This is a genomic window from Hymenobacter algoricola (genome assembly GCF_039539525.1).
GTDB lineage: Bacteria > Bacteroidota > Bacteroidia > Cytophagales > Hymenobacteraceae > Hymenobacter > Hymenobacter algoricola.
In genome coordinates, this window is record NZ_BAABDH010000036.1 from 52,306 (window position 1) to 68,367 (window position 16,062).

13 protein-coding genes are annotated in these 16,062 nt (G+C 62.7%); 7 read left to right on the forward strand and 6 right to left on the reverse strand.

All coding sequences use genetic code 11. From position 1 onward, the window contains the following. The first annotated feature begins 61 nt into the window (after window positions 1-61). A complete protein-coding gene (locus tag ABD842_RS09735; RefSeq protein WP_345112978.1) occupies window positions 62-1,609 on the forward strand; it encodes an OmpP1/FadL family transporter in 1,548 nt (515 codons plus the stop codon). Window positions 1,610-1,667: 58 nt separating this feature from the next. On the opposite strand, the gene ABD842_RS09740 is transcribed toward ABD842_RS09735, so the two are convergent. Next, window positions 1,668-2,597, reverse strand: a complete 930-nt coding sequence (locus ABD842_RS09740; RefSeq protein ID WP_345112979.1) for a hypothetical protein — start codon at window positions 2,595-2,597, stop codon at window positions 1,668-1,670. 232 nt (window positions 2,598-2,829) lie between these two features. Here ABD842_RS09740 and ABD842_RS09745 point away from each other — a divergent pair, with 232 nt between their 5' ends. Continuing rightward, window positions 2,830-4,314, forward strand: a complete 1,485-nt coding sequence (locus tag ABD842_RS09745; RefSeq protein WP_345112981.1) for an energy transducer TonB — start codon at window positions 2,830-2,832, stop codon at window positions 4,312-4,314. Window positions 4,315-4,464: 150 nt separating this feature from the next. Beyond that, window positions 4,465-5,793: a hypothetical protein gene (locus tag ABD842_RS09750; protein WP_345112982.1), complete on the forward strand. Its 1,329-nt coding sequence runs from the start codon at window positions 4,465-4,467 to the stop codon at window positions 5,791-5,793. Between the two features lie 6 nt (window positions 5,794-5,799). Here ABD842_RS09750 and ABD842_RS09755 read toward each other — a convergent pair whose 3' ends face one another. Then, window positions 5,800-7,242: an aldehyde dehydrogenase gene (locus ABD842_RS09755; RefSeq protein WP_345112984.1), complete on the reverse strand. Its 1,443-nt coding sequence runs from the start codon at window positions 7,240-7,242 to the stop codon at window positions 5,800-5,802. An 84-nt stretch (window positions 7,243-7,326) separates the two neighbouring features. Between ABD842_RS09755 and ABD842_RS09760 the strand changes: the two genes are divergently transcribed. After that, window positions 7,327-8,847, forward strand: a complete 1,521-nt coding sequence (locus ABD842_RS09760; RefSeq protein WP_345112986.1) for an ArnT family glycosyltransferase — start codon at window positions 7,327-7,329, stop codon at window positions 8,845-8,847. A 46-nt stretch (window positions 8,848-8,893) separates the two neighbouring features. Beyond that, window positions 8,894-10,660 (forward strand): DUF6311 domain-containing protein, encoded by a 1,767-nt coding sequence (locus ABD842_RS09765; protein WP_345112988.1) that lies wholly within the window; start codon window positions 8,894-8,896, stop codon window positions 10,658-10,660. Window positions 10,661-10,699: 39 nt separating this feature from the next. Here the strand turns inward: ABD842_RS09765 and ABD842_RS09770 are convergent, their stop codons facing one another. The 3 genes from ABD842_RS09770 to ABD842_RS09780 all read right to left on the reverse strand — a co-directional run bounded on the left by ABD842_RS09770 (window position 10,700) and on the right by ABD842_RS09780 (window position 14,106). Then, a complete protein-coding gene (locus ABD842_RS09770) occupies window positions 10,700-11,692 on the reverse strand; it encodes a glycosyltransferase family 2 protein (protein WP_345112990.1) in 993 nt (330 codons plus the stop codon). 14 nt (window positions 11,693-11,706) lie between these two features. Then, window positions 11,707-12,450 (reverse strand): class I SAM-dependent methyltransferase, encoded by a 744-nt coding sequence (locus ABD842_RS09775; protein ID WP_345112992.1) that lies wholly within the window; start codon window positions 12,448-12,450, stop codon window positions 11,707-11,709. A 234-nt stretch (window positions 12,451-12,684) separates the two neighbouring features. Then, window positions 12,685-14,106 (reverse strand): ArnT family glycosyltransferase, encoded by a 1,422-nt coding sequence (locus ABD842_RS09780; protein WP_345112993.1) that lies wholly within the window; start codon window positions 14,104-14,106, stop codon window positions 12,685-12,687. A 324-nt stretch (window positions 14,107-14,430) separates the two neighbouring features. Here ABD842_RS09780 and ABD842_RS09785 point away from each other — a divergent pair, with 324 nt between their 5' ends. Both ABD842_RS09785 and ABD842_RS09790 read left to right on the forward strand, forming a co-directional pair. Continuing rightward, window positions 14,431-14,964 (forward strand): hypothetical protein, encoded by a 534-nt coding sequence (locus ABD842_RS09785; protein ID WP_345112994.1) that lies wholly within the window; start codon window positions 14,431-14,433, stop codon window positions 14,962-14,964. 75 nt (window positions 14,965-15,039) lie between these two features. Next, window positions 15,040-15,258: a hypothetical protein gene (locus tag ABD842_RS09790; protein WP_345112996.1), complete on the forward strand. Its 219-nt coding sequence runs from the start codon at window positions 15,040-15,042 to the stop codon at window positions 15,256-15,258. An 11-nt stretch (window positions 15,259-15,269) separates the two neighbouring features. Here ABD842_RS09790 and ABD842_RS09795 read toward each other — a convergent pair whose 3' ends face one another. After that, entirely contained in the window at window positions 15,270-15,992 is a 723-nt protein-coding gene (locus ABD842_RS09795; RefSeq protein WP_345112997.1) for a glycosyltransferase family 2 protein, read from the reverse strand. Window positions 15,993-16,062 lie beyond the last annotated feature (70 nt).

The following is a 16,062-nucleotide window of genomic DNA, read 5'->3' on the forward strand; positions in this document are numbered from 1 at the left end:
TATCCTCAAATAAGTAACTGAGTGTGAACAGCCGGCCGGTCCGGCTTTCTTCCCTTTCTTAATGAAAAACGCCAAATACTGGCTTGGCCTGACCCTGATGGGTTGGGCCAGCCACGCCTTTGCCCAAAATGAAACGGACGCGCTGCGGTATTCGCGGCTGCAGTTTGGGGGGCCGGCCCGCACGCTCGGTATCGGGGGCGCCAATGTGGCGCTGGGCGCCGACCTGGGCAACCTAAGCAGCAACCCCGCCGGGCTGGGCCTGTTTCAGAAGTCCGAGTTCAGCTTTACTCCGGGTCTGGGCCTGGGGCAGACCGATGCTCAGGCTATCGGTTCCGACACCAAGATAACCGACAACCGCAACAGTTTCCACATTGGGAGCTTCGGGGCGGTATTCACCAACCGTCTGCCGGACAATGACCTGAGCAACGACTGGCGCGCCGGCAGCTTCGGAGTAGGCTTTACGCGGCTGAATGACTTTAACGCCCAGTACCGCTACACCAACACGGTAGCCAACAACCGCTCCCTGCTGGCGCGACTGGGAAGTCCGACGCTACTGAACAACAGCCTGGATGATACCTATGCCGACGTTGATCAGCAGTACCTGAACAGTGATTATTACTCGCTGGATGGGCTGGCGTACGGGGCCGGGCTAACGGGATATTATGAAGATATCAGCGGGAATGACTCGCTAGGCGCGGTACGCCGGCAGGGTCCGATTCTGCAAAATGAAACGGTGCTGACTACGGGCTCCCAAAATCAGATCGATGTGGCCTACGGGGCCAGCTACCGCGACAAGCTGTACGTTGGCGCGAGTCTGGGCATTGCCACGGTGCGCTACAACGAAACCCGCACCTTTGACGAAAGAGAAGCCAGCGACCCGACCAACGCCACGGCCTTTACCAGCCTGCAGCGCCGCGACCAGCTGCAAACCCAGGGCACCGGCCTTAACCTGCGCATTGGCGCTATCTACCGGCTCATGGATGCGGTGCGCCTCGGCGCCAGCATCCAGACGCCCACGTTCATGCGTCTGACCGATACGTACTCCACTTCGTTTGATACGCAGTTCAGCCGCGCCCCCCGCACCAATTTCGGAACTTCGGCTTCCGTAGAATCACTGCCGAGCGACTACACCTATTCGCTTACCACTCCTTTCCGTGCTTCGGGCGGGGCTACGGTCACACTGGGCAAGCACGGGTTTCTGAGCAGCGACATTGAGTACGTAAACTACAGCCAGGCCCGCCTGAGCGGGGATACGGAAACCAACAACCTCGACACGTTTGACGACCAAAACCAGGCAGTGCGAAACCTGTACCGCTCGGCAGTCAATGTGCGCGTGGGCGGCGAGGCCCGTCTGGATATCTTCCGGTTGCGGGCCGGCTACGCCCGGTATGGTGATGCCCACAAGGCCAACGAGTTTGACCGCACCCAGCAGTTCTTCACGGGGGGAGTAGGCATCCGGCAGGGCCGCTTCTTCATCGATGCCGCCGGGGTATATGCCCTGGAAAAGCGCTACAGCCAGTCGTATACCGTGCCGGGTGCTGCCGCGCCGGTTATCAGCGTCAATGGCAACCGCTATACTACTTCCGTCACGCTGGGCACTACTTTCTAGCGCCGGTACTGTACTCTGAAAAGGCCTCCCCAAGCAGGGGCGGCCTTTTTTGTGCCCCTTACTTCGTCACCTTCACCAGCAGAATCAGCGTCGGCACGGGAGTGGCAATGATGTCCTGGACGTAGATGAGCCCGGATTTCTGGTTGGCCGTCCGGAAGGCGTACACCTGTTCTTTAGCCAAGGCCGGGGTGCGGGTGGTCGGGAGCAGGGCAGCGGCGCCGTTGAAAAGGGTAGTCAGCGCGTCGCCGGTAATAGCGTTGTCGAAGCTGGCCTTGTTCAGGTTAGGGTCACGGAACTCGGTGGGCCGCGTCGACCAGCGGCCGATGTGGTTGACGAAGGGGTCGTTGGGGGCAGCCAGGAAAATGCTGCTGTTGCGGACGACGTAGACTACATCAACGAGCCGTTTGGCCTCCGCATTGGTGGTGATGGTGTAGCGGGGCAGCGTGAGGCCGGGCAGCAGGGCCAGGAAGCTGCGGCGCGCCGTGGAGCCGCCGGGCGCCTGCAGCTGGGCCGTGTAGCTGTGGTAGCTGCGCAGGGAGTCGGGGTTGCGGTACTGCAGCCGGAAGCCCCGGCTGACTTTGTTGCCGTCCACGTCCTCGGCCTCAAAGGCCCACTGCTCCCGGCCCGAAGTCGTACGGGCATTGAGCGTGGTTTGCAGCACAAACTCTTTGGCCGAGACGGTGGAGTCGAGGTAGGTAAAGACGGTGTCACTCTTGGCCGTCGTCGGGTCGTAGCCGGAGGCGGGGTAACTGAGCGGGTTTTTGACCGGCGAGTAAGTAACGAATATGCGGATGTGCTTCAGGAGCTTTTCCGCGTCCCGCACGTCGCTGAACAGCTTGAAGGTAACCGTGTCGCCGGCGCGGGTCAGGGTGCGGTTGGTGCTCGTATAGCGGGCACTACCCACCAGATCGAGCCGGGGCCCACCGTTTTCCTTGGAGCAGGCGGCCAACAGGATGAGCGGGGCAAACAGAAGCAGTCGGTAACGCATAGGGAGTAAAGGTCGGGAGGAAGGAGCGAAGTTTCATCAGCCCACCGGACAGCCCGCCAATAACGACTGCCGGCCCGCGCTATTTTATTCCGGCGCTATGTTGGCAGACCTGGTTACCTTGCAGCAGCGCCTGGAATTCAGGACAGTAAGGCCTGAGGCCGGCGCCAGGATAGGTAAAATGGCGGCCCCGGCGTTTGTTTTCGGGTTTTTCGCGTAGAGTAGCTCCATGCGTATGCTCCAGATGAATTTCTGCTTCCTGCTGGGAGCACTGTTGTTGGGTGGGTTGGGGAGCTGCCAGCGGGAAAAGCCGGCGCAGGCTGACCCGGCCGGTCCGGTGACGCCGGCCCCGGCCATGCGCGACTCCCTGCCCGAAACGCCGCCGACCGGCCAGGCCGTGCGCCGCTCCTGGCACCAGCTGGCCCGGCGCACCGATCCAAAAGCACCGCTGGTGTACCGCCGGGGCACGTTGCGGCCGTTTGCCACCGACACCACGGCGCCCCCACCTACCGAGGCCCGGCTGCACGACCTGACGCTCAAGGCCAGTGAATATTTCCAGATTGACCCCACCCAGCCCGCCGAGGTACACGGCCGGGAAGGCACTATCGTGCACATTCCGGCGCGCGTGCTGGTCGATGCCCGCCAGCGGCCGGCGGCCGGCCCCGTGTGGATAGAGCTCAAGGAGTGCTACAGCGTGGCCGATATGCTGCTCTCAAACCTGTCGACCGTGGCCGCCGGCGGCGACCTGCTCGACTCGGGCGGTATGGTGCTGGTGCGGGCTTCCACGCGCGGGCAGCCGCTGCAGGTGGCCGCCGGCCAGGCGTTTCAGCTGGAGATGCCGTTTGTGCGCCGCCAGAAGGGTATGCGCCTGGCGTACGGCAGCGGCCACCGCCTCCGGCAGCCGACGCAGTGGGTGGCGCTGGGACCCATCACCATCCAGCCGCGAGCCGACCTGATTGCTACCCAGGCCACCCAGATGCCCAGCTACGGCAACGGCCCGGCCGACATCAACCGCCTGATCCGGTACCCGGCAGCGGCCCTGGCGCACAAAACCGAAGGCCTGGTATACGCTTCCTTCGTAGTGGATGAGCGCGGCCAGGTGCTGGCGCCCAGCATCCTGCGCGGACTCGGCGACGGGTGCGACGAAGAAGTACTGCGGGTGCTGCAGCAGACTTCGGGCCACTGGGCCCCGGCCCAGCAGGGCGGCCAGTTTGTGAAGGTGAAGATGATGCTGCCCATCCGGTTTTCTTTTCAGCCGGGGCAGATGACTGCGGACACGGTCCGGCCCGCGCCCACGGTAGCAGAGGCGCTGCCCGTCACCGACGACGACAGTCCGGAGGCCACCAAAGCCCTGGCGCCCTCGGCCAGTCATTACGCGTTTCAGTCGAACAAGCTGGGCTGGCTGAACTGTGAGCGGCGGTGGCAGCCGGCCGGAGCCCCCGTTGGCTTTCTGGCCAGCGCCCAGGTGGAGCCGGGCACCAGCGTCCATCTGGTATTCCGGGAAAGCACGACCATCGTGGCCGGGCAGCCCCAGGCCGATGGCTACCACTTCGCCGGCGTGCCCGCCAACCAGCGGGTGGTGCTGGTGGGCGTGCAGTACCGCAACGGAACGCCGTACCTGGCCCTGCACGAAACCACCACCGGTCAGCGGGAGGCCGAGCCGCTGGATTTTCAGGAAACCACGCTGGCCGAGCTGGAGAAGGCTCTGGAGCAGTTGTAGCCGCCTGCCCCGGCCGGGTAGCATAGCCGGCGGCCGATAAGGAAAAACGGGCGAAATTGCCGGCTCCTTCTCTGCCCAGTCCTGATGCCTGATTTCTCCCGTAGCCCTGCCGGCACTGCTCCCCCCGCTGTGGCCGGGTTAAAGTCTGATTTGCCCCGCGCCAATTCCTCCCTCGTCGTGGCCGGCATCGGCGGGCTGTTCGTGCTGGAAGTGCTGTTCTTTACCTACCTGCGCAACAGCCTGGGCCCTTACTGGAGTCCGGTGGTGCTGTACGCCATCAGCCTGGCTCTGACTGCGCTGGCGGCCCGCGCCGTGCTGGGCTGCCGCTTCGAGTGGCCAACGGTGCCCAACCGGCCCGTCGTTGCCCGGTTTGCCCTCGGCGCGGGCCTGGTAGCCGCCAGCTGGCTGCTGACGGGCCCGGTTATTAGCAAGCTGATCAGCCAGTACCCGGCCGCCACCATCGGCCCCCGCTCCGACATTGTTCCGGCTCTTCAGGTGTATGTAACGCGGTTTCTGGCGGCCGACGAGGTGGTGTACCAGCCTATTACGATGCTGGGCTACACGTTTCTGCCCAACTACGCGCCCCTGCAGTGGCTGCCGTTTGTGGGCGCCGAGCTGGCGGGCCTCGACTACCGGTGGTGGGCGTTTCTGGCGCTGCTTACCGGCCTGCTGGTATATCAGGGGCAGCTGGCCCGACTGGCGTTGCCCAAAGGCGAGTGGGGGCTGAAAGCCGTGTTGCCGCTGCTGGTCCTGCACTTTTTTGTGCTCAGCAGCAAAGACGTCTTCCGCTTCACGGTCGAGGGGCTCATTGTGGGCTACTACTGCGTGCTGGTGGCCAGTACGCTCAGCGGGAAAGTCTGGCTGCAGGTGCTGGGCTTGACGCTGTGCTTGTTGTCGCGCTTTTCGCTGGCGCTCTGGGTGCCGCTCTACGGCTTGCTGCTGCTATGGGAAAACCCACGCCGGGGCTGGCTCACGGCGGGCCTCACGCTGGCGGCCGGGCTGCTCCTCTTCGGCCCGTTTTTGCTGCACGACCCCACTATTTTCCTGCGGGCCCAGCTCGAAAACCTGAACATTGCGGAAGGGGAATGGGCCCACATGCACATCGGGCAGGCCAAGCCGGTTCACCTGTTCAATGGTGTGGGGCTGGCCTCCTGGTTCTTTGACATGCCCGGGACGCTGGTGGAGCGCATCACCCGGCTGCAGCAGGTGCAGTTCGGGGCGTGCACGGCGGTGGTGCTGGTCAGCGGCGGGCTGTTCTGGCGGTTCCGCCACCGCTTCGACCCCCGTCTGGCGGCCTTGCTGAGCTTGAAAGCCTACCTGGCTACTTTTTACGCCCTGCTCATCATTCCCTACGTGTACCTGGCCTCGGTGAGCCTGTTTACTTCCCTGTTCGTGGTGCTGATAGTCAGCCGCCGGGCCCCGTTTCTGGTGTCTTTCGCGCGGCCCGCGGCCCCTGCCACCCAGGCCTCCGCCGACTAATTCCAGCTACAGCTTCACGCACACGTTCTGGGCTTCGGTGAAGAACCGCAGCGCCTCCAGGCCGCCTTCGCGCCCCACGCCGGAGTTTTTCATGCCCCCGAACGGCGTGCGCAGGTCGCGCAAAAGCCAGGTGTTGATCCAGACCACGCCGGCGTGCAGCTGGTGGGCCACGCGGTGGGCCCGGTCCAGGTCGCGGGTCCAGATGGTGGCCGACAGGCCGTAGTCGGTGCCGTTGGCCCAGTCCAGCGCTTCGGCTTCGGTATCGAAGGGCGTGAGGGTGACGACGGGGCCGAAGATTTCCTCGCGGTTGGTGCGGCAGTCGGGGGCCAGGCCTTCAAACACGGTGGGCTGCAGAAAAAAGCCGCCGACGCAGCGCCCGGCCAGCTGCACGCGCTGCCCGCCGGCCAGCAGGGTGCCGCCTTCCTGCCGGGCCAGCTCGATATAGGACTGCACCTTCAGCAAATGGGCTTCACTGACCAGCGCGCCCTGCTTGCTGCCGGCCTCCTGCGGGTCGCCGACGGTGAGGCCGGCCACGCGCGCCAGAAAGGCGGCCTTGAACTGCTCGTAGATGGGCCGCTCAATAAAGATGCGGGAGCCGCACAAGCAGATCTGGCCCTGGTTGCTGAAGCTCGACTGGATGCTGGTGCTCACGGCCGCGGCCAGGTCGCAGTCGGCGAAGATGAGGTTGGGGTTTTTGCCGCCCAGCTCCAACGACAGCTTCTTGAACATAGGCGCGGCGGTGCGGGCAATATGCTCGCCGGTTTTGGTGCCCCCGGTAAAGCTGATGGCCTTCACCAGTGGGTGCTCCACAAGGGCCTGCCCGGCACCGGGCCCGGTGCCGTGCACGATGTTGAGCACCCCAGGCGGCAGTCCCGCCTGCTGGCATAGCTCGCCCAGCAGGTAAGCCGTGGCGGGCGTAACTTCCGAGGGCTTGGCCACCACGCAGTTGCCGGCCGCCAGGGCCGGGGCAATCTTCCAGGTAAACAGGTACAGCGGCAGGTTCCAGGGCGAGATGCAGCCGACGATGCCCAGCGGGTGGCGCACGGTGTAGTTGAGCGCCACGCCTTCCTGAAAGTGGGTTTCGGAAGCAAAATGGCTGACGCCGGTGCCGAAAAACGCGAAGTTGCTGGCCGCCCGCGGAATATCCACCACCCGGGCCAGGGCTACGGGCTTGCCGTTGTCGCGGCTTTCGGCCTGGGCCAGCTGCTCCAGGTTCTGCTCGATAAGGTCGGCAATGCGAACCAGCAGCAGCCCGCGCTTTTCAGCCGGCAAAGCGCGCCAGCCCGGCAACGCCGCCTGCGCCGCCTCCACGGCCCGGGCGACGTCGGCAGCGTCGGAGTCGGGAATCTGGCCGTAGACCAGGCCGGTGGCCGGCTCGACGTTGTCGAGGTAGCGGCCGGCGGCGGGCGGCACAAACTCGCCGTTGATGAAGTTCTGAATCTGGAGCATGGGGAGGGTGGGTGAGGCCGTCTGCAAATCTAGCCATAGTAAACCACTACTTTTGCGGCCCTAGCTCCGCCGTATCCGCGCCCGATGAATCCGAGTACCCTTGCCGGCCAGCACGTGCCCCGGTGGTTTTGGCCCCTGCTGCTGGGGCTGAACCTGCTGCTGCACGCGCCCTTCTTCAACCAGCCGCCCAACAGCGCCCACGTCTGGCGGCAGACCAACACGATGGCCGTGGCCCGCAACCTTTACGAGGAGGACATGAACCCGCTGCGCCCCCGCGTGGACCGGCGCAACGAGTCCGATGGGGTGACGGGCATGCAGTTTCCCAGCTACGAGTGGCTAGTGGCCGTGGGCTACCAGGCGCTGGGCTTCCACGAAGCTATTCCGCGGGTGGTTTCCTGGCTGATTTTCGCCGCCGGCCTCGTCGCCTTTCACGCTTTGCTGCGCCGAATCACGGGTTCTTCCTGGCTGGCGGCCGTGGGGACCTGGGGGCTGGGCTGGAGCCCCGAGCTGTTCTACCATTCCATCAACGCCCTACCCGACATTCTGGCGCTGACGGCCTCCCTGGCGGGCTTTTACTTCTTTCTGACCTGGTACCAGCGCGGCCGGCGGGGGCTCTGCTTTTGGCTGGCGCTGGCCTGCGTGACCCTGGCCGGCATGACCAAGCTGCAGTACCTGGTTATCGGCTTTCCCATTGCCGTGCTGGTGCTGCGCGACGCCATGCAGCGCCGCCTGCGCTGGCGCGACGCGCTGGCGCTGGCCGGGTTTGCCGTCGTCACGGTGGGCGCCACGCTGGCCTGGTACCGCTACGCCCTGGCCCTGATTGAAACGTCCGGCCTGGCGGATTTCGGACTGGAAGTGCGGCCGGCGGCTAACCTGGCGGTGGCGTTGAAAACGCTGCAGCACAACCTGGTATCCGACCTGCCCGAGCTGCTGCTCAACTTCGCCAATTTCATTTTGCTGCTGCTGGGCCTGGTGGTGCTGGTGCGGCAGCGGCTGTACCGGCACCCGTGGTTTGGGCCCGTGCTGGCGTGGGCGCTGGCGCTGCTGGCCTACCACATCATCGAGCTGCGGCAGATGACGGTGCACCAGTACTACATGCTGCCTTACCTGCCCGTGCTGCTGCTGCCGGTGGTGGCCGGGGCGCGGTGGCTGAGCCGGCAGCCCCGCTGGCACTGGGCGCTGGCGCTGCTGCTGCTGGCCCAGCCCGTGCTGGCTTTCGTGCGCATTGCCCCGGCCCGCTGGATGCGCGGGGCCCGCGAAGTGCCCGTCGAGCTGTTCGAGGCCACCACCCGCGCCCGGCTCCGGCAGGCCGTGCCCGACTCCGCGCTCTGCGTGGTGGGCCCCGACAACTCGGGCTGCAAGTTCTTTTACTTTCTGCACAAGAAGGGCTTCGGCTACGACGAAAGTGCCCAGCTGTTTCGCCCCCTGCCCGGCGGGCAGCCCTACCTGGCCAACTGCATTCAGCGCGGGGCCCGCTACCTTTATACCAACGACAGCACCCTCACCGCCGACCCGCGCCTGCGTCCCTACCTAGCGGGCCGGGTCCGTAAGGTGGGCGCGTTTGAGGTGCTGGCGCTGCGGAATCCGGCGTCGGCGGCCCCGTGAGGTGCCCTGTTCTTTCCGTCTGCTTTGCTGCTTACCTGCTGATTCTATGAAGCTCAAATTCTGGGGGCCGGTGCTGCTGGCTACGCTGCTCTACGTCGTCGTGTTCTTTGCCTGGACCTGGCCGCTGGGCGGGCATCTGGCCAGCGCCTTTCCCGCCGTGCCCCACCGCGACGCCTACATCTTTCTCTGGAACGTGTGGCACTTCCGCGAGGCCGTAGTCAGCGGCACCAACCCGTTCTTTACCGACTGGCTGCTCTACCCCACGGGTGCGTCGCTGGTGATGCACGCCTACACGCCCCTGATCGGCCTCGTCAACCTGCTGGTGGGCAACGAGATGCTGGCCGTGAACCTGACCATGCTGGGGAGCTACGCGCTGTCGGGCACCGGGGCTTATCTGCTGTGCCGCCGCTGGGTGCGCAGCCCGGTGCTGAGCTGGCTGGCCGGATTGATTTTCGCGTTTTCGCCCTACAAGCTCCAGCGCCTGCCCGAGCACTACAACCTGGTGCTCACCGCCGCGGTGCCATTTTACGTGCTGGCGTTTCTGGCCGCTTTCCAGTGGGAGGCCGGCCGGTTCCTGCCCGTTATCCGCAGCCGCAAGGCCGTGGCCTGGTGCTTCGGGCTGGGCTTCGTTACCCTGCTCAGCGACTATTACGTGCTGTTCGGGCTGCTGTACTTTTCGCTGGCCTACGCGCTGTGGTACTGGCTGCGGCTGGGGCAGATCAGCTGGCGCCGGCCCCGGCCCTGGCTGGTGCTTATCGTTATCCTCATCCTGAGCCACATTGCCATTCGCCTGCTGCGCCTGTCCAAGCTGTCCGACAATGGCGGGTTCTGGTGGGGCGGCGACGTCATCGGCTACCTGGCCCCGCCCCAAACCAGCCGCTGGCTCGACTTCGCCTGGGCGCGCAGCCTCTACGTCAACCCCAAGATTTACAACATGCCCGACACGCTCGAAAACGTGATGTTTCTGGGCTACGCCATTCCGCTGCTGGGCTTGGGGCTGGCCTTGTGGCCCCGGCGGGCTGCTTCCGTGCGCCGCCTTGATGCCGACGGCCGGCCCCTGGCCTGGGTGCTGCTGTTTTTCGTGATGCTGACCATGCCGGCCCTGCAGATTTTCGGCAAGCAGCGCCTGAACCTGCCTACCGGCATCCTGCACTTCATTCCCTTCTTCAACAACATCCGCTGCCCCACCCGCTGGGTGATGATGGTGAGCCTGCTGCTGCCGGTGGTAACGTTTTCGGCCCTCGAAGCCTGGTGGCAGCCCCGCCTGCGGCCAGGACTGCAGTGGGCGCTGAGCTTGTTTCTGCTGGGCTGCGTGGCGGTAGAGTACTGGCCCAAGCCTCTGCCGGTGACCTACAATGCCGGGCTGCCGCCGGTGTACCGCGAAGCCGCCAGGCTGCCCGGTAAGGTCTTGTTCCCGATTCCGGTAGGTTTGCTCGACGGGCGCCGCCTGCTGGGCGTGATGGAGCCCGAAAACTTCTTCTACCAGACCCGCCACCGCAAAAAGCTGCCCACGGCCTACTTCTCCCGCATCGACGAGGCCCGGTTTGCCGACTTCGACCAAGACCCGGTGATGCACACGCTGCTGGCTCTGCAGAAAGCCCCCGCCGATACGGTGTTTGCCGCGCCGCGGCCCGCGCAGGCCGCCGCCTTCCGCCGTCACTTCCGCCCCGATCTGCTGGTCATCAACCCGGCGTGGCGCAACAGCCCCGCCCACCGCTACCTGCGCCAGGTGTTCCCCGACTTTGCGGAGCGCACCTTCCCCGACGGCTACGTGCTGCTGGCCCCGGCCCCAACGCCGCGGCCCACCCCGTAAGCTTGGGGTGGGCCGCGGGGGCTAGAATAAGCCGGGAGCTTAGCGCAGCAGCTGGTTTTGCTCGGTCAGCGCCGGCGCCGGCTGGGCTACCGGAATGTTGGTGTCGGAGATGATGTAGAGGGGGCGCTGGCGCACGTTGGCGCTGAGGCGGGCAATGTACTCGCCGATGACGCCGACGGCAATGAGCTGCACGCCGCCCAAAAACAGGATGCTGACCATCAGCGAAGCCCAGCCGGGCTCGTAGTGGTGGGTTACGAAGCGGGCATACAGCGTGTACACCATCACCAGAAAAGCCAGCCCCGACACGATAAAGCCGCTGATGGTGGCCGCTTTCAGGGGCGCGTCGCTGAAGCCGGTGATGCCGTCCAGCGCCAGATTGATCATTTTGCGGTAGGTGTAGCCGGTTTCACCCCCGGCCCGCTCGGCGCGGTCGTACTCCAGGTAGGTCTGCCGGTAGCCGATCCACGAAATCTGGCCGCGGATAAACTTGTTCTGCTCCGGCATCTGCTTGAGGGCATCCACCACCTTGCGCGAAATCACCCGGAAGTCGCCGGTGTCCACCGGAATTGAGATGTTGGTGATGCTGGCCAGGATCCGGTAAAATAGCTTGGCCGTCAGCTTTTTGGCGGCACTTTCGCCCTGGCGCGAGCGGCGCTTGGCGTACACCACCTCGTAGCCTTCGTGCAGCTTGTCATAGAGCCTGGGAATCAGCTCCGGCGGGTCCTGCAAATCGGCGTCGATGATGCAGGCCGCCTCGCCCAGCGACAAATCCAGGCCGGCCGTGACGGCAATCTGGTGGCCGAAGTTGCGGCTGAAGTCGATGTAGCGCACCCGCGGGTCGCGGCTGGCCAGGGTATGGATCAGGGTCAGCGACTGGTCGCGGGAGCCATCGTTGATAAAGATGAACTCGTAGCGCACGTTCATCGGGTCGAGCACGCCGCGGAGCCGCTCGTACAGCGCCGGAATGTTTTCCTCCTCGTTATAAATCGGGATGATAACGGAAAGATCGACGGAGTGGGAAGGCAGAGACATCGGGGCAGAATTCCTTAAGCAGACTTTTGGGCCAGCGCGAAAGTGCTGATGCCCACGGGAAGATTCACATGGCGCAGCAGCCGGTTTTCAAACCGCAGCAGCGCCAGCAGCGCGCCGTTCATAGAGCCGGGCAGCGTCTGCAGGTCGCCGGAGGGCAGGTTTTTGGGCGTGGCGCGAAACCGCTGCAAGAGACGTACGGCGGCAGCCGGTAAAAACAGCGTCGAGTTCCAGTACGACAGGCGCTTGACCTTCAGGCCCGCCCGGGTCAGGGCCGTGCGCAGCTCCTCGCCGGAGTAGCGGCGGAAGTGGTGGTTGACCACGTCGTGCTCACTCCAGAGCAGGTTGAAGGCCGGCACGAACACCAGCAGCTGCCCACCGGGGCGCAGCACCCGCAGCCACTCGCGCAGAGCCTGCTGCTCATCCTCGATGTGCTCGAGCACGTCGGAGGCTACCACTACGTCGAAGGAGGCATCGGTAAAGTCCAGGCGGGCGCCGTCCATTAGCTGCACGTTGGGAATCTGCCGCTGCTGGGCCAGGGCAATGGCCGACTCGCTCAGGTCGATACCGGTCAGGTTGGAGTAGCCTTCGTTGCGGAGGCGCTGCTGCAGCGGGCCGCCGGAGCAGCCTACCTCCAGAATGGCGGCCTCTTTGGATAAGTGCAGATCCTGAATCAGGGAGAATACAACATCGCGGCGGGACTGAAACCACCAATGCTGCTCCTCTAGTTCATGATACTTGGTTTCGTAAGCTAGGTCCATACAGTAAAGGTATTTAATTGCGGCCAATGGGGGGCGCGGCCCAGGAGCGGGAGTGGAAGAAACGTGGCGACGGGCCGCAGGCCGGCCTGTTGATCCAGCGGACAGCCGCTCAGTACGAGCTTTTGCGGTGGTCATACCAATGGTGCTTCCGGGGAGCAGCGCTGAGAGCAAGACTATTCTGCTCTTTAGTATATTCTTGACCGGCCGATAATTAAGACAGGTCATGCAGCCCGACTACCGCTTACCCTGAATGGAGTAGGCTGCTGTACCATCCTGCTCGTAAAGCAGGACCGTTTGGTAAGTTGCCAGCAACTCATTCTTCGTCGCTTGGTTGTACACAATGACCTCTTCGCCGGGCTTGAACTTTTGCAGATCATTGGGCAGCGTAAGCGAAAGAAGAATGCCCTGATGGGCATAGGCCCGCGTGTAAAACGAATGCAACGGACGATACCCCCCCGGATAGACCAGCGCAATGGTCCGGAAATCAGGGTGCTCACGCAGATAATGGCGCAGAAACGAAGGGGTAGAAGTGTCTTCCGACCAGGATTCTTTGCCACTGCGCTGATCAATGATGCTCTGGATAATGTTCTGGTAAGGAACCAGAATAAGCAGCAGCAGTGCAGCCAGGCCGAACAGCGGCTGCCAGCGCCGGGTGGCCGTGGGCAGCCACTGTTGAGCACGATGATATACTGCATTCAGGGCCATGCCCATCAGCCAGGCAAGAAGTGGATAAACCGGCCCCGGATACCATTCCAGTTTAGTCTGGGCCGTACTGATAATGGTAAGCCAGCACACTATAAAGAAGAAAAGCAACACCGACAGACGGCGTGCGGCGGATGGCCGCTCCAGGGCAAGAATGATACTAGCCGGCAGCAGGCAGTATTTCCAGGGACCCAGCAGATGGTGCTGCATGTTGTTCAGGTAATAGGTCCAGGGACCCTGATGTTCATCCAGCGTACCGGCAAAACGACCTCCCAACTCATTGATTACCACCGCGTGCCAATATCCTGGGGCCGCTGCTTCGCGGGTCAGGTAATACAGGGCCGGCATGACCAGAGCTCCCAACAGTACTGCCCAAACGCGAGGCTGGCGCAGGAGCTGCCAGAGCCGACCTTGCAGAATGGCGTAGAGTAGTAGGGCGGGACTACCGAGCAGGGCTGCGACGCCCTTGGTCATAATGGCGGCGGTAATGCTAAGGCCCCACAGCAGCAGGTACTGGGGCCGATTCGTTTCCAGGAATTGAAAAAAGCTGACCAGCCCCAAAATAAGCCACCATATCAGCATGGAGTCATAGTCGCCGGTACGGGCCATGTGCGTGGATACGTAGCCTGGGATGGTGACCAGAATAAAGCCGGCAGCCAGTCCCGTACCCCAGCTGCCGAGCCCCCGGGCACTAAAGCCAATAAGTAACAAGACGGAAGCGACGGCGGCAGCCGCCGAGGGGATACGTATCGCCAGTTCTGACGGGCCGCCCAACAGATGCATCATCCCTACCTGCAGCCAGATCAGCAGCGGCGGTTTGGTGTTCCACAGATCGGGCTTGCCCTCGAAGGTGGTCACCAGCAGCTCGCCGGAGTCGTACATCTCAAGGGCGTTGTTGGCCAGCCGCGACTCGTCCCAAAGCTGGATGGGAATTCGGTGTAAATCGAACAGCAAGGGAAACAAGATAATGCCAAGAAGCCCCAACAGACCTAAGATTGAGAGTAGGCGGGTAGAGTTGGATTGTAAATGGCCAGAAGGCATAAAGGGTAGGTTAGCGAAAGGTATAAGGCCGAGTCGGAAACGAAAGGGGGTTATCCTAAAGCAGATTTGTAGGAAGCGGAGCAAAGATAGATAACTCGGCGCTGGCTCAGAATCCTAAATATAAAGACGGAGCAAGCGTAGAATGGACAACCGGCTGAACAAGGTGAAACGGCCAAATAGGGCAGTATTGAAAATAGTTCTAATTTTGGCCTTACTAACTCTCTCCTTGTAAAAAACATGAAAAAACTGCTTTACGCGGTATTCGCGCTTAGTCTGGTGGCCTGCGGCGAAAAGAGCCAAGATGTGCCGGCTAATCAATTGGTTAGAAACGACTTTGATGCGCTAGACGGGTGGATGGGCAACAACCCCGTCCCTTCCCTGACCCGCGAGCAGGCGCACTCCGGACGATATTCCATCAAGGTGGGCCCGGAAAGCGAATACAGCATTGGATTCAACTCGCTGCTGGGCCGCCTCAGCCCAACCCGCATTAAAAAAATAAAAATCAGTGGTTGGGCTTATTCGCCTGCGCTTCCGGCCAATGGTATAGTAGTTACGGAGCTGAAAGACCTCACTACGGGCAAACAACTGCTTTGGCAAGGGCTGGAGCTGTCGAAAGAAGTGAAGGAGAAAGGCAAATGGATAGAGATAGAAAAAGTTATTGAACTGCCGGCTGATGCGGCTTCTGCCACCAATCTGAGTGTATATCTGTGGCGCGGCAGTGGCCAGCAGACTGTGTACCTCGATGACCTGACCATCACCAGCGAAGAGTAGTCGGTTAAATGGAAAAGCGGGAGTGGCAGGCTTGGGTACCCAGGCCTGCCACTCCCGCTTTTCCATTTGCCCTTGATGTGGATGCCGGTAATCGGTACTGGTACCAAAGCGCCCCGTACCGACGACTGGGTTTTCGCCATCATCGTGCTCAAGCTATACTTGGCTACGTTCTACGTCTTCCTGCAAGTTCCCTATGCCTACCTGGCATCGGTAAGCATTTTCGCCTCGCTGTTTCTGGTGTTGCTGGTAATGGCTCCGGCAACATGCGAGCAGGAGTTGGTTGCGGCTCAGTAAGCCCGGCGGCTCTACCCCAGCAGGCCGTACTTCAGAATGCAGTAAATGGCGTGGAACCCGTCGCGCCAGCCGATTTTCTTGCCCTCGGCGTACGTGCGCCCATAGTAGCTGATGCCCACTTCGTAGATGCGCACGTCGGGCACCTTGCTCACTTTGGCCGTCACCTCGGGCTCAAAGCCGAAGCGCTTTTCCTGGAGCGTCAGGCCCTGAATGATGTCGCGGCGGAACAGCTTGTAGCAGGTTTCCATATCCGTCAGGTTCAGGTCAGTGAACATGTTCGACAGGAAGGTGAGCAGGGTGTTGCCGATGCTGTGCCAGAAAAACAGGATGCGGTGGGGGTTGCCACCCATGAACCGGGAGCCGTACACCACGTCGGCAAAGCCCTTGAGGACCGGTTTGAACAGGATATTATACTCTTCCGGATCATACTCCAGGTCGGCGTCCTGAATGATGACGTAGTCGCCGGTGGCCTCCCGGATTCCGGTATGCAGGGCCGCACCCTTGCCCTGGTTGACGGTATGATGTAATACCCGCAGCCCCATTTCGGGGTAGCGGGCGGCATAGGTGCTGAGGGCTTCGGCCGAGTTATCGGTGGAGCAGTCGTCGACCACGATAACCTCTTTCTGAATATCATTCACCAGCTGTAGCTTCCGCAGCAGGTCCAGAAGCTGATGGATGGTACGGGCCTCGTTATAGACCGGAACGACAATGGAAATGGTATCGAACTTAACCAAAGCGTAGCAGCAGTTAGAAAGGGTAAGGTAAACGTAGGCTGATTGCCGCCACGGAAAGCGGACTGGGCAC

Coding starts and splice junctions, on each gene's coding strand:
- ABD842_RS09765 (WP_345112988.1), top strand. CDS start 8,894: ATGAAGCTCAAATTCTGGGGGCCGGTGCTGCTGGCTACGCTGCTCTAC.
- ABD842_RS09760 (WP_345112986.1), top strand. CDS start 7,327: ATGAATCCGAGTACCCTTGCCGGCCAGCACGTGCCCCGGTGGTTTTGG.
- ABD842_RS09775 (WP_345112992.1), bottom strand. CDS start 12,450: ATGGACCTAGCTTACGAAACCAAGTATCATGAACTAGAGGAGCAGCAT.
- ABD842_RS09755 (WP_345112984.1), bottom strand. CDS start 7,242: ATGCTCCAGATTCAGAACTTCATCAACGGCGAGTTTGTGCCGCCCGCC.
- ABD842_RS09785 (WP_345112994.1), top strand. CDS start 14,431: ATGAAAAAACTGCTTTACGCGGTATTCGCGCTTAGTCTGGTGGCCTGC.
- ABD842_RS09770 (WP_345112990.1), bottom strand. CDS start 11,692: ATGTCTCTGCCTTCCCACTCCGTCGATCTTTCCGTTATCATCCCGATT.
- ABD842_RS09745 (WP_345112981.1), top strand. CDS start 2,830: ATGCTCCAGATGAATTTCTGCTTCCTGCTGGGAGCACTGTTGTTGGGT.
- ABD842_RS09740 (WP_345112979.1), bottom strand. CDS start 2,597: ATGCGTTACCGACTGCTTCTGTTTGCCCCGCTCATCCTGTTGGCCGCC.
- ABD842_RS09790 (WP_345112996.1), top strand. CDS start 15,040: ATGTGGATGCCGGTAATCGGTACTGGTACCAAAGCGCCCCGTACCGAC.
- ABD842_RS09735 (WP_345112978.1), top strand. CDS start 62: ATGAAAAACGCCAAATACTGGCTTGGCCTGACCCTGATGGGTTGGGCC.